Below are 13033 nucleotides of genomic sequence, written 5' to 3'. Positions count from 1 at the left end.
CAGCCCCGGTGCGGGCCTCTCCCAGCGGCAACTGCCGCGCTCCGCACCGGGGTTTCCCCTGTCCCTTCACCGTCCCCGAAGGCTTTTCACCCATGGACAGAAGACGCTTCATCGGCCTGGCCGTCGCCACCGCCGCGGCCGCCACCCCCGTCCTCGCTCGCGCCCCGCTCGCGCACGCCGCCACCGCACCCGTAGACACCCTCGCCGCCGCGCCGGCCTGGAAGAACGTGGCGATCTACGGCGGCGGCTTCATCCCCGGCATCATCTTCAGCCGGACCCGCAAGGACCTCATCTACGCCCGCACCGACATCGGCGGCGCCTACCGCTGGAACGCGGCCACCAGCTCCTGGATCCCGCTCCTCGACTTCGTCGGCTACGACCACTGGGGCTGGAACGGCGTGGTCAGCATGGCCATCGACGAGTCGGCCCCGGACAAGGTGTACGCGGCCGTGGGCATGTACACCAACAGCTGGGACCCGGGCAACGGCGCGGTCCTGCGCTCCGCCGACCTCGGCGCCACCTGGCAGGCGGCCCCACTCCCGTTCAAGCTGGGCGGGAACATGCCGGGACGCGGCATGGGCGAGCGCCTCGCCGTCGACCCCAACCTCGGCAGCGTCCTCTACCTCGGCACACCCAGCGGCAACGGCCTCTGGCGCTCCACGGACTCCGGCGTCACCTGGGCCAAGGTGACGAGCTTCGCCAACGCCGGTACGTACCGCGCCGACCCGAACGACACCAGCGGCTACAACTCCGACCTCCAGGGCGTCGTCTGGGTGACGTTCGACCCTTCCACCGGCACCGCGGGCACCCGCAGCCAGCACATCTACGTCGGCGTCGCCGACAAGGACAACACCGTCTACCGCTCCACCGACGCGGGCGCCACCTGGTCACGCCTCGCGGGCCAGCCCACCGGCTACATCGCCCACAAAGGCGTGCTCGACCACGTCAACCACCGTCTCTATCTGTCCACTTCGGACACCGGCGGCCCCTACGACGGCGCCAAGGGCGACGTCTGGCGCTACGACATCACCGCCGCGACCTGGACCCGTATCAGCCCCGTCCCCTCCGACAGCGCGGACGACTACTTCGGCTACTCGGGCCTGTCCATCGACCGTACGAACCCGAACACCCTCATGGTCGCCACCCAGATCTCCTGGTGGCCGGACGACATCATCTACCGCTCCACGGACGCGGGCGCGACCTGGACCAGGATCTGGGATTTCGCCGCCTACCCCGCACGCTCCTTCCGCTACACCATGGACATCTCCGCCGTCCCCTGGCTGACCTTCGGCGCAAGCCCCGCCCTGCCCGAAGTCACCCCCAAACTCGGCTGGATGACCGAGGCCCTGGAGATCGACCCGCACAACCCCGACCGCCTCCTGTACGGCACGGGCGCCACCCTCTATGCCTCCAACAACCTCACCAACTGGGATAAAAGTTCCCAGATCACGATCAAGCCCATGGTCGCGGGTCTGGAAGAGACCGCCGTACTCGACCTCGTCAGCCCGCCCACCGGAACCGTCCTGTTCTCCGCGCTCGGCGACATCGGCGGTTTCGCCCATACGGACCTCACCAAGGTCCCGGCGCTGATGTACACCCAGCCCAATCTCACCAGCACCACCAGTATCGACTTCGCGGAGCTCAAGCCCGCGGTCCTTGCCCGCGTGGGCAACTCCGACAAGACCGCGCTCCCGAACGTCAACCGGGCCGGGTTCTCCACCGACGGCGGGTCGAACTGGTTCCAGGCGAGCAGCGAGCCCAGCGGGGTGACGGGCGGCGGCACCGTCGCGGTCGCGGCCGACGGCTCGGCGGTCGTATGGAGCCCGCAGGGTGCGGCGGTGCAGCGCACCACCACCAACGGAAGCTCCTGGAACGCTGGTTCAGGTGTCCCGCAGGGTGCGCTCGTACGGGCCGACCGGGTCAACCCCAAGAAGTTCTACGGCAGTTCGGGCGGCGGCTTCTACGTCTCCACGGACGGCGGCGCCACCTTCTCCGCCACGGCGGCGACCGGACTGCCCGCCACCGACGCCGCGTTCAAGCCCGTACCAGGAAAGGAGGGCGAGATCTGGCTGACCGGCACCGGAGGTCTCTGGCACTCGATGGACAGCGGCGCGAGCTTCACCAAGGCCACGGGCATCACCTCGGGTGTGAACCTCGGCTACGGCAAGGCCGCCCCCGGCCGCACCAACCCCGCGCTCTATCTGGCGGGCACCGTGGGCGGGGTGACAGGGGTCCACGCCTCCGACGACTCCGGCGCCACCTGGCGGCGTATCAACGACGACCAGCACAGTTACGGAAACATGGGCACGGCGATCACCGGCGACCCACGCACCTACGGCCGCGTCTACCTCGGCACCAACGGCCGCGGAATCCTCTTCGCGGACGCCCCGGCAAGCGGCGGCGGCACCGGCGACACCCAGGCGCCGACCGTGCCGGCGGGTCTCACGGTGGCGTCCACGACGAGCAGCACGGTCGCCCTGTCGTGGACCGCTTCGACCGACAACACCGGGGTGACGGCCTACGAAGTGCTGCGCGCCGGCACGGTGGTGGGCAGCCCCGCGGGCACGGCGTACACGGACACCGGACTGAGCCCGTCCACCCCCTACGCCTACCAGGTGCGCGCACGGGACGCGGCGGGCAACACCTCCGCGCTCTCGGCGGCGGTGACGGCCACGACAGCGGCGGGCAGTGGTGGCGGGGGCGCGGCGAAGGCCCAGTACAAGAACAACGACTCCAGCGCCACGGACAACGCGATCCGCCCCGGCCTGCAGGTCGTCAACACCGGCACGGGTCCGCTGGTTCTGTCGCAGGTCAAGCTCCGCTACTGGTTCAGCGGCGAGGCGGGCTCGACGGCGTACCAGACCTGGTGCGACTGGGCGGCCGTCGGCGCCTCGAACGTCACCGCACAGGTCGTCGCGGCAGCCACTCCCAAGACCGGGGCGGACCGCTACCTGGAGGTGGGCTTCACCTCCGGCGCGGGCAGTCTGGCCGCGGGGGCGTCGACGGGTGAGATGCAGCTGCGGCTCAACAAGTCCGACTGGTCGGCGTTCAGTGAGGCGGACGACTACAGCCGCGGTACGAACACATCGTTCGCGGACGCCGCGAAGGTGGCGGTGTACGTCGGCGGAGCGCTGGTCTGGGGCACCGCCCCGTAGTCCCGGGTCAGCGGGTGGACAGGTCCGGCCGGGCCGGCACGTCGCCGGATCGGCCGGACTTGCGGGCCGCCGCCTGCAGGGCGTGCAGAGCCAGCAGGAGTACGCCTATGTCGTCGAGGTAGACCGGGTCGGGGATCAGGTCGACCGGACTGATCGTGTAGATCAGGGCGCCCCAGAAGGCCAGCTTGTTCCCTACGGGGATACCGGCGTCGCGCAGCAGGCGGCGCGCCCGGAACAGGCGGACGACCAGGACGGCCGCGAAAACCAGCGTCGCCACGCAGAGCAGCGCCGCGAGCACCAGGAGCACTTGGGTGGAGGTGTCCATGCGCTACGGGTACCCGATGTCCGCCGCGCCACGCTGAGCCGTGGCTTTCGGCAGCGAAACTTGCAAGGCTGCCTGTTCATCTCGTACGGTAAGTGGTATGACCACGGATTCTTCGGCGCCGGACGCCGGGCAGGTCGCCGCAGAGCTGACCGTCGTCCTCGGGCGGGTCGCGAGGCGGCTGCGGAGCGCGTCCCCGGACAATCTGCTGACCCCCTCGCAGCGGTCCGTGCTCTCGCGCCTCGACCGCGGAGGCCCCGCGACCACCGCCGAGCTGGCGCGCCTGGAACTGGTACGGCCGCAGTCGATGCGGCTGACGGTGGGCGCGCTGGAGGAGCACGGGCTGGTGGAGCGTACGCCCGACCCGAGCGACGGACGGCAGGTCGTGGTGTCGGTCACCGGACAGGGGCGACGGGTCCTCGCCGACGTACGGGCCGAGAAGCAGGGGTGGCTGACCGGGGCCATCCAGGAGGAGCTGGACGCGGGGGAGCTGCGGACGCTCAGTGAGGCCGTGGAGCTCCTGGAGCGTCTGGTGCAGAGGTGAGGGCAGTGCCGCCCTCTGCCTCGTGGCGCCTGATGGCTGACGTGTCCGTATTCGCATCCCTCATTCACAAAACGTAGGAAAGTGAGCAACCCCCATGACCGCAACGACACTTGACGCCAGCACCGCGCTGGTCCTCGTCGACCTCCAGAAGGGGATCGTCGGGCTGCCGCTCGTGCACCCCGCCGGTGAGATCGTCGAGCGTGCCGCGTTCCTCGCCGCCGCCTTCCGTGAGCGCGGGCTGCCCGTCGTTCTCGTACGGGTGACCGGTGGCGCCCCCGGCCGCAACGAGGGCGCCGCGTCCCAGGGGCAGCCGCCGGCCGACTGGGCCGAGCTCGTGCCCGAGCTCGACCGCCAGGACAGCGACATCGTCGTCACCAAGCAGACCTGGGGCGCCTTCTACGGCACCGACCTCGACATGCAGCTGCGCCGCCGCGGCGTGACCCAGGTCGTCGTCGCCGGCATCGCGACGAGCATCGGCGTCGAGTCGACGGCACGGTCGGCGTACGAGCACGGTTACCACGTGACCATCGCCACCGACGCCGTCACCGACCTCGCGCCCGAGACGCACGCCAACTCCGTCGCGAACATCTTCCCGCGGCTCGGCGAGACCGACACCGCCGACGCGATCGTCAAGCTCCTCGGCTGACCTCCAACTCCCTGAGAACGGCCGGTCCGTGCACCGTGAGGTGGACGTACCGGCCGTTCTGCGTGGCGGTGAAGGAGGTGGGGCGGGTCTCCCAGTCCGGGGTGATCTTCGCCTTGTCGCGGGCGCCCGGGCCCAGATCCACCGTGAGCGTGGCCGTCTTCGCCGTGGACTCCGGCGACCAGGTGGTGGCGGGGTCGCCGTCCACCGCCGCGGCGGCGTAGAGGCCGGGCTGTTCGGAGGTGGCCGTCGCGGGGCGGCAGCGGGCGGTGTTTCCGGTCGCGGTCAAGTCCGGGCGCCTGGTGGGAAGTTCAATGGTCGTGGTGAGCCTGCGGTCGCCCTGCGGGGTGTGGAGTGTGAAGGGCGCGCCCTGGGTGAGGGTGACCCGGGTCGTCTTCGGGCCGATGGCGACGGAGTACGTACGGCCCTGCCAGCGCAGTCCGTGGAGTGTGACGCCCCGGGGCAGTTGGGGAGGCAGCATCGGGTCGAGGCGTACGCCGTCCTCCTGGAGGCGCATCCCCGTCAGGCCGTGCGTGAAGGTCTGCAGGAACCCGCCCTTGCCGGTCAGGAAGTCCATCGCCGGATGCCCCGCGAGGGCGTCGTCGGCGCCCGCCTTGTCGCCCTTCGCCTCCGAGAAGAGGTCGAAGTCCCCCCGTACATAAGGGCGGATGGCGCGCTGGAGGTAGGTGTACGTGGCGCAGCCGGGGCTGCCGATCGACGCCGACGCGACCGCGTGCACCGAGTCCGTCATGGCCGGGCCCGCCGGGTCGGTGCGCTGCGCGTAGTAGGCGAGCGTGCGCGATGCCTGAGCCTTGGTCATCTTCCAGTCGAGGGGGTAGAGGAGGAGGACGGTGTCGGCCTGCTTGATGAGCGAGCCCTTGTACCCGGCGTACTGCTCGAAGACGCCCGCCTTCGTGTCGTACGGGATACGCAGCCGGTCCGCGATCTCCGTCCACCGGGCCGGGGCTTCGGTGTCCAGGAGGGTGGCCGCGTGGGCCGCGTTGCGCAGGGCGGTGGCCGCGACCGCGTTGGTGTAGACGCCGTCGGTGACGCCGTTGCTGTACTCGTCGGGGCCCGCGACGAGCTTGATGGAGTACGAGCGGTCGTCGTTCGCGGTGACGCGCGACGTCCAGTAGTCGGCGATGCCCTTCAGCAGCGGCCAGCCGCGCTCCTTGAGCCACTTCCCGTCGCCGGTCGCCAGGTAGTACTGCCAGACGGCGAGGGAGATGTCGCCCTGGAGGTGGGTCTGCATGATGCAGTGCGGCGGGTTCCAGCTGTGGCACTCGGCCCAGTTGTCGCCCTTGCTGCCGCTGGTCCAGGGGAAGAACAGGCCCTTGAAGCCCAGCTTTTCGGCGTTGACCGCTGCTGCCGCGCGGGTGCGGTAGCGGTAGTCGACCACCGACTTGGCGAGCTCGGGGCTGGTGGCGAGGAGGCCGGGGAACATCCAGGTCTCGGCGTCCCAGAAGATCTCGCCCGCGTAGTTGTCGCTGGTCAGACCGGTGGGTGCGAGCGAATCCGCTGATCCTGCACGGGAGTTGGTGAAGAGTCCGTACTGCGCCGAGCGCACCCACGCCTGGAGATCGGGCTGCCCGGGGACGGTGATGCCGGACGCCCACAGTTTTGCCCAGGCCGCCGCGTTCGCGCCGTGGACCGTCTGCCAGCCGCGGGCGGCCGCGCGCCGGGAGGCTCCGGAGGCACGTTCGGGGGTGGAGTCGATGCCGATGTGCTTGGCGATCTCGTACGTGGTGCCGCTGCGGACCGGGAAGGTGAGGGCGTGTGCCGCGCTCAGGCCGGAGGCGGAGCGCTGATCCGTGGTGGCGTGAACACCCGTGCCGGTGACGAGGGTTGAGGCGACTGTGCCCGGGGTGCGGGTGCCGTCGGCGCGGAAGGAGACCGTGGTCGTACGGCCCGATGCGGACACTCCGGCCGCGGTGACGCGGCGCGCGCCGCGGCCGTCGATGCGGTCGGTGACCGTCGCGTCGCCGTCCCAGCGCGGGGTGAGGCGCAGGCGTACCGCGCCGGTATGTACGTCGCTGCGGTCGGCCAGTACCTCGTAGGAGAGGTCGGTCGCGCGGCCGTCCTTTCCCGTCCAGGTGTAGGAGGTGCGGATCACCCCGCAGGCCATGAAGAGGGTCTGGCGGTAGTGGGAGAGGGTGCCGGGGCCGAGGCCCGCTTCGAGTCCGGTCCAGGTGGGGAGGGCGGCGACGGCCTGGCGGTCGGCGTCGGTGCGGGAGTTGTGGGCGTAGAGGCCGGCGGCGAAGGCTCCGTCGTAACGGGGCGTGTAGAGCGGCCAGCCGCTCGGTTCGTCGGATCCCTGGTATCCGGTGCCGAGCGCGGGAACCCGGTGGCCCAGGTATCCGTTTGCGATATAGGGATGCTGACCGACGGTCGGATCGGGCCGGGTGGAGGTCAGCGACCAGCCGGCCGCGTCCTTTCCGCAGGCGGGGACGGGGACGGTCTGTGCGGCTGCGGCCGCGGTGGAGACGGGTGCGGACGAGGGGGGTACGACAGCGGCGATCAGTGTGCCGGTGAGCAGGGGTGCGGTGATCAGCGACATGCGGGTGCGGGTGCGTTTATGAAATGGGCGCAAAGGGCTCATCGCACGACCATGTAAGACCACGTAATGGGCGTCCGGCCCGTCGGGCAGGACGCGCCTGCACAGTCCCCTGGATGGGTGGATGGTGGAGTCATGACGGACGGCCAGGACAACGGGACGAACCCTTATCTGAGCGGCCTCTTCGCCCCTGTACGGGAAGAGGTCACGGCGCACGGGCTGGATGTCACCGGGCGTATACCGGACAGCCTGAACGGCCGCTATCTGCGCAACGGGCCGAACCCGCTGGGGGTCGACGACCCGGCGGTGCACCACTGGTTCAGCGGCGCCGGAATGGTGCACGGGGTGCGGCTGCGGGACGGGCGTGCCGAGTGGTACCGCAACCGGTGGGTGCGCAGCGACGCGGTCGCCGAGAAGCTCGGCGAGAAGCCGTTCAACGGACCGCACCACCAGAACATGGACTTCGCGGCCAACACGCACATCCTGCGTTTCGCTGGGCGCCATCTCGCCACGGTCGAGGGCGGGACGCTGCCCTACGAACTGGACGAGGAGCTCAACACCCTCGGCCCGTACGACTTCCAGGGCACCCTGCCGGGCGGCTTCGCCGCGCACACGGTTCTCGACCCGGCGAGCGGGGAGCTGCACGCGGTGGCGTACTGCTGGGCGTACCCGTACGTCCAGTACCTGGTGGCAGGGGTGGACGGCCGGATCAAGCGGCGCATCGACATACCCGTCGAGGGCGGCCCGATGATGCACGACTTCTCCCTGACGGAGCGGTACGTGCTGCTGTACGACCTGCCGGTGGGCTTCTCCATGGAGGCGGCCACCTCAGGGTCGACCTTCCCGTACGCCTGGGACGACCGGAAGCAGGCGCGGATCGGGGTGCTGCCCAGGGAGGGCCAGGCCCAGGACGTGCTGTGGCTGGACATCGACCCGTGCTTCGTCTTCCACCCGATGAACGCGTACGAGACGGACGGCGGGCAGCGGATCGTCGTCGACCTCGTGCGGTACGAGAAGCTCTTCTCCAAGGGGCCCGGGGGCGCGCAGGGCCCTGGTGACCACCCGCCGCGGCTGGAGCGGTGGACGGTCGACCTGGCTGCGGGCAGCGTCCGCACGGAGACGCTCGACGACCGGCCGATCGAATTCCCGCGCGTCGACCCGCGCCGGGCCACGGGACAGCACCGGTTCGGGTACGGAGTGCTGGAGCCGCGAGACGGATACGCGGGGCAGCGGCATGCGGTGCGGGAGGGCGGCTATCAGCAGGTCGGGGTCGGACTGATCAAGTACGACCTGGCCTCGGGCGGAGCCGAGATCCACCGCTTCCACCCGGACGGGGACGTGGGCGAAGGGGTCTTCGTCCCGGCGTCGCCCGACGCGGCGGAGGACGACGGATGGGTGCTGACGTACGCCTTCGACCCCGAGCGGCAGGCGACGGACCTGGTGGTCCTCGCCGCCGGCGACTTCACGGCCGAACCGGTGGCGCGCATCCATCTGCCGGTGCGGGTGCCGGTGGGATTCCACGGGAACTGGATACCGGACGAGGTGTAGCGGACACCCTCCAGGTCTCCAGGTCTCCAGGTCTCTAGGTTTCGCGCAGGGTCCTGGCGCGGGTCTCGATCGCGGAGATCAGCGCCTCGACCCTGATGTGGAAGATCTGCTCGTCCGTCACCTCGGGGAGTTCGGCGCTCAGGCGGGTGATGTTCGGGAACTGCTCCGGGTCGACCAGACGGTACTCGCGGCTCCAGGAGGACTCGTCGGCCGCGCGGACGTCCGGGGTGAACAGGAGGTAGGCCGCCTGCTGGCCGACGAAGGCCAGGAGTGAGTCGCCGACCATCCGGTAGTGGACGGCCGCGTCGCGCCCCGTGAGTCCGGCCTCCATGACGGCGCCGAGGATGAGCTCCACGACCCGGAACTCATGGGGGCGCCGGGTGGTCCGGCTGGCCATGGCCGAGCCCACCACCGGGTATTTCAGGGCGACTTCGAGCGATCCCGCGGCGAGCGCACGGATGCGGTCCTTCCAGTCGAGCCCCTCGGGGATGCTGTCGAGGACCTCGCCGAGCGTGCGGTCCGCCACGGAGAGCAGCAGCTCGTCCTTGTCGCGGAAGTGCCGGTAGATCGCGGTCGGATCGGCGCCGAGCTCTTCGCCGAGGCGTCGCACGGTGAACGCGTCCTGGCTTCCGCGAGCCGCGATGCGCAGGCTCGCCTCGATGATCGCGTCGGGCGTCAGCTGGCTGCCCGCGCGCTTGCTCCGGGCAGTGGTGGAGGGTGTCGTCGGCATGGTGCGGCCAGTGTATCGATCGAATACCGTCGCAGCGCAACACCGTTGACAACAGTGTTGCGCTGTCGTTCACTCCTCCTCAACACAAGCCAGCGGGCCCGCCCCGCCGAGCCGGAGGATGCGTCGATGGCGAACACCAGCCAGCAGGCCGACACCGTTTTCGTGGGAGGGCGGGTCTTCACAGGGACCGGGCCCACGCCGGTGGACGCGGCCGTCGCCGTCCGGGACGGGCGGATCCTCGCCGTCTCCGACGCGGCCACGGTGCGGTCGCTCGCCGGCTCCCGTACGGACGTCGTGGATCTCGCGGGCGGGCTGCTGGTGCCCGGGTTCCAGGACGCCCATGTCCACCCCGCGGTGGCCGGGGTCCAGATGCTCGGCTGCGACCTGAGCGGGCAGTCCGCCGCCGACGGCTGTCTGGCGGTGGTAGGCCGGTACGCGAAGGATCACCCGGACGCGGTCTGGATCCGCGGCGGCGGCTGGTCGATGGACAGCTTCCCCGGGGGTACGCCGACCCGCGCCATGCTCGACGCGGTGGTGCCCGACCGGCCCGTCCTGCTCACCAACCGCGACGGCCACGGCGCCTGGGTCAACACCCGCGCCCTGGAGCTGGCCGGCGTCGACCGCCACACCCCCGACCCGGTGGACGGGCGGATCGAGCGGGAGCCCGACGGCACCCCCGCCGGCACCCTCCAAGAGGGCGCCGTGGATCTGGTCGCCCGGCACATGCCCCTCGCGACGCCCGACGAAGCGCACGCAGGGCTGCTCGCCGCGCAGGAGCACCTGTTCTCCCTCGGGGTGACCGGCTGGCAGGACGCCATGATCGGCGCCTTCCCCGGCAACCCCGACAACTTCGGCGTCTATCTGCGCGCGGCCCGCGAGGGCTCGCTGCGCGCCCGGGTCGTCGGCGCCCTGTGGTGGGACCGCGAACGCGGCCTCGAACAGCTCCCGGAGCTGGAGGAGCGTCGCCGCACCGGGCAGGTGGGCCGCTTCAACGCCACCTCCGTGAAGATCATGCAGGACGGCATCGCGGAGAACTTCACCGCCGGAATGCTGGAGCCGTACCTCGACAACTGCGGCTGCCCGACCGGCAACTCGGGGCTGAGCTTCATCGAACCCGCCCTGCTCGCCGAAGCGGTGTGCGCACTCGACCGCTCGGGCTTCCAGGTGCACTTCCACGCTCTCGGGGACCGCGCCGTACGCGAGGCGCTCGACGCGCTCGCCGCGGCCCGGGCGGCCAACGGGGCGGGCGACAACCGCCACCACATGGCCCACCTCCAGATCGTCCACCCCGACGACATCAAACGCTTCGCGGAGCTCGAAGTCGCCGCGAACATCCAGGCCCTGTGGGCCGCGCACGAACCGCAGATGGACGAGCTCACGATTCCGTTCCTGGGGGCCGACCGCGCCGCCCTGCAGTACCCGTTCGGGGATCTGGCACGCGCCGGCACCCGGCTGGTCGCCGGCAGCGACTGGTCGGTCAGCAGCCCCAACCCGCTGTGGGGCATCCATGTCGCGGTCAACCGGGCCGTACCCCGGGAGGAGAGCCCCGGCCGGGAGTACCCGCCGTTCTTCCCGGAACAGGCCCTGACCCTGGCCCAGGCGCTGACCGCCTACACCGTGGGCAGCGCCTGGGCCAACCATCTCGACGACGTGACCGGCACCGTCGAGACCGGCAAGTACGCGGACCTCGCCGTCCTCGACCGCGACCCCTTCGCGCACCCCGCCCGGGAGATCGCCGAGACGCGCGTCAGCCGCACCTATGTCGAGGGACAGCTCGTCTTCGCCGCCACGGACTGATCCCGCCCGACCGTGTACTCCACCCCGCCGCCCCGGACAGAGGTAGACGATGCCCTCAACACCAGCAACAGCAGGATCCCGCACAGCAGTCAGACCCCTCCGCCGCTTCGCGGGGGCCGTCCTCGCGGCGTCCGCCCTGCTCGTCACCGCCGCGTGCAGCGGCACGGCGCACCCGGCCAAGGGCTCCGGTGCGGCCGCCGCGTACCGCCTCACCGACAAGACCCCGGCGGCGGCCGGCGCCATCGACTCCTTCACCTGGTCGATCTACGCCGAACCGACCTCGATCGACTACGCCTACGCCTTCGACTTCCCGCCCAACCAGATCCTCTCCAACGTCTGTGAGAGTCTCCTGCGCTGGAACCCGGACCTGACCACATCGCCGAACCTGGCGACCTCGTACGCCAATCCGACCCCCACCACCTGGGTCTACAAGATCCGCCCCGGCGTGCACTTCCACGACGGGACGGTCCTCACCGCGAACGACGTCGTGGCCTCGCTCCGCCGCCACCCCGACCCCGCCGTGGGCAGCGCCTGGGTCAACTCCTTCCGTAATGTGAAGTCGATCGACACGACCGGCCCGCTCGAAGTCACCGTCAAGCTGAAGAAGCCCGACTCGACCTTCAACAAGTCGATGGCCGCAAGCCCCGGCACCGTCGAATCCGCCGCCACCCTGGCCAAGGCGGGCAAGAACTACGGCAGCCCCAAGGGCGGTGTGAACTGCACCGGGCCCTTCTCCTTCGCCTCCTGGACGCCGGGCCAGTCCCTCGTGCTCAAGAAGTACGACGGCTACTGGAACCCGAAGCTCAAGGCCAGGTCAGGCCAGATCAAGTTCGTGTTCCTGAGCGACGCGACGACCCGCGTCAACGCCTTCCAGAGCGGTGAGGTGGACGGCGGCTGGATGGTCCCGGCCAGCGCGTACGGCCAACTCCGCTCCTCCCAGGCCGGAAAGCTCTACTTCGGCCGCAACACCACGGTCGCCGACGAGGTGGTCAGCAACCTCAAGGGCCCGCTCAAAGAGGCGCGGGTGCGGGCTGCCCTGCTCATGGCCATCGACCGCAAGGGCATCGTCAAGGCCGGCGCCGGCGGGATCGGCGAGGTCGCCGACTCGCTGGTCACCGACAACATGTGGAGCGAGGCGCCCGCCGCGACCCGCAAGGCCCTGACCAAGGAGATGACGCGCTACCCGTACGATCCCGCCCAGGCGAAGAAGATCGCCGCGCAGTCCGGAGTGCAGGGCCGGCAGGTCGTCATCGCGACCAGCCCGCTGGATTCCCAGACGACGATCATCACGCAGGCCGTCGCCCAGGCGGCCACGGCCATCGGGCTCAAGCCGAAGATCGAGACCCTCTCCGCGGAGAAGTACGGGACGCTCTTCACCGACCCGGCCGCCCGTAAGGGCATCGATCTCTTCCTCACCTTCTGGTACACGTCGATCACCGATCCGCTGGACATGTACTCCTCCCTGGAAACCGGCGCGTTCACCAACTACGGCGGCTGGTCCGACAAGGAGTACGACAAGGCCGTCGAGCAGGCCGTCGGCACGTACGAGCCGGCCGCGCACGCCGAAGCCAATGCGAAGGCCCAGAAGATCGCCCTGAAGGAACTGCCCTGGCTGCCCCTCTACACCCAGCCTGTCAGCGTCTTCCTCGGCAAGCGGATCACCGGCGTCCAGCCGTCGATCGCCTACCTCTACTACCCGTGGGCGGCCGAGATCGGGGCGAAGAGTTGAGCCGCGCGGCG

Annotated in this window: 9 protein-coding genes; 6 read left to right on the top strand and 3 right to left on the bottom strand. The window is 70.4% G+C overall.

What is annotated here, in order from left to right:
- Window positions 1–92: 92 nt before the first annotated feature.
- Complete coding sequence (locus J0695_RS01700; RefSeq protein ID WP_206959400.1) at window positions 93–3155, top strand: cellulose binding domain-containing protein; 3063 nt, start codon at window positions 93–95, stop codon at window positions 3153–3155.
- Window positions 3156–3162: 7 nt separating this feature from the next.
- On the opposite strand, the gene J0695_RS01695 is transcribed toward J0695_RS01700, so the two are convergent.
- Window positions 3163–3480 (bottom strand): YkvA family protein, encoded by a 318-nt coding sequence (locus tag J0695_RS01695; RefSeq protein WP_206959399.1) that lies wholly within the window; start codon window positions 3478–3480, stop codon window positions 3163–3165.
- Between the two features lie 97 nt (window positions 3481–3577).
- Between J0695_RS01695 and J0695_RS01690 the strand changes: the two genes are divergently transcribed.
- Both J0695_RS01690 and J0695_RS01685 read left to right on the top strand, forming a co-directional pair.
- On the top strand, window positions 3578–4021 hold the full coding sequence (locus tag J0695_RS01690) for a MarR family winged helix-turn-helix transcriptional regulator (protein WP_206959398.1): 444 nt from the start codon (window positions 3578–3580) through the stop codon (window positions 4019–4021).
- Window positions 4022–4115: 94 nt separating this feature from the next.
- Window positions 4116–4667: an isochorismatase family protein gene (locus tag J0695_RS01685; protein ID WP_206959392.1), complete on the top strand. Its 552-nt coding sequence runs from the start codon at window positions 4116–4118 to the stop codon at window positions 4665–4667.
- Here the strand turns inward: J0695_RS01685 and J0695_RS01680 are convergent.
- Window positions 4651–7221 (bottom strand): glycosyl hydrolase family 65 domain-containing protein, encoded by a 2571-nt coding sequence (locus J0695_RS01680; protein WP_206959390.1) that lies wholly within the window; start codon window positions 7219–7221, stop codon window positions 4651–4653. The two genes, J0695_RS01685 and J0695_RS01680, sit on opposite strands and share 17 nt — an antisense overlap.
- A 132-nt stretch (window positions 7222–7353) precedes the next feature.
- Between J0695_RS01680 and J0695_RS01675 the strand changes: the two genes are divergently transcribed.
- Window positions 7354–8766 (top strand): carotenoid oxygenase family protein, encoded by a 1413-nt coding sequence (locus J0695_RS01675; protein ID WP_206959388.1) that lies wholly within the window; start codon window positions 7354–7356, stop codon window positions 8764–8766.
- A gap of 34 nt (window positions 8767–8800) precedes the next feature.
- Here the strand turns inward: J0695_RS01675 and J0695_RS01670 are convergent, their stop codons facing one another.
- The gene (locus tag J0695_RS01670) at window positions 8801–9496 is read right to left on the bottom strand and encodes a TetR/AcrR family transcriptional regulator (RefSeq protein ID WP_206959384.1); all 696 of its coding nucleotides are present in this window, start codon (window positions 9494–9496) and stop codon (window positions 8801–8803) included.
- A gap of 126 nt (window positions 9497–9622) precedes the next feature.
- Between J0695_RS01670 and J0695_RS01665 the strand changes: the two genes are divergently transcribed.
- Entirely contained in the window at window positions 9623–11293 is a 1671-nt protein-coding gene (locus J0695_RS01665; protein WP_206959383.1) for an amidohydrolase, read from the top strand.
- A gap of 49 nt (window positions 11294–11342) precedes the next feature.
- Complete coding sequence (locus J0695_RS01660) at window positions 11343–13022, top strand: ABC transporter substrate-binding protein (protein ID WP_206959382.1); 1680 nt, start codon at window positions 11343–11345, stop codon at window positions 13020–13022.
- Window positions 13023–13033 lie beyond the last annotated feature (11 nt).

The organism is Streptomyces beijiangensis, from assembly GCF_017315755.1.
Classification (GTDB): domain Bacteria; phylum Actinomycetota; class Actinomycetes; order Streptomycetales; family Streptomycetaceae; genus Streptomyces; species Streptomyces beijiangensis.
Note: the sequence above shows the minus strand (reverse complement) of the source record. Positions and strands in the feature narration are given on the sequence as shown.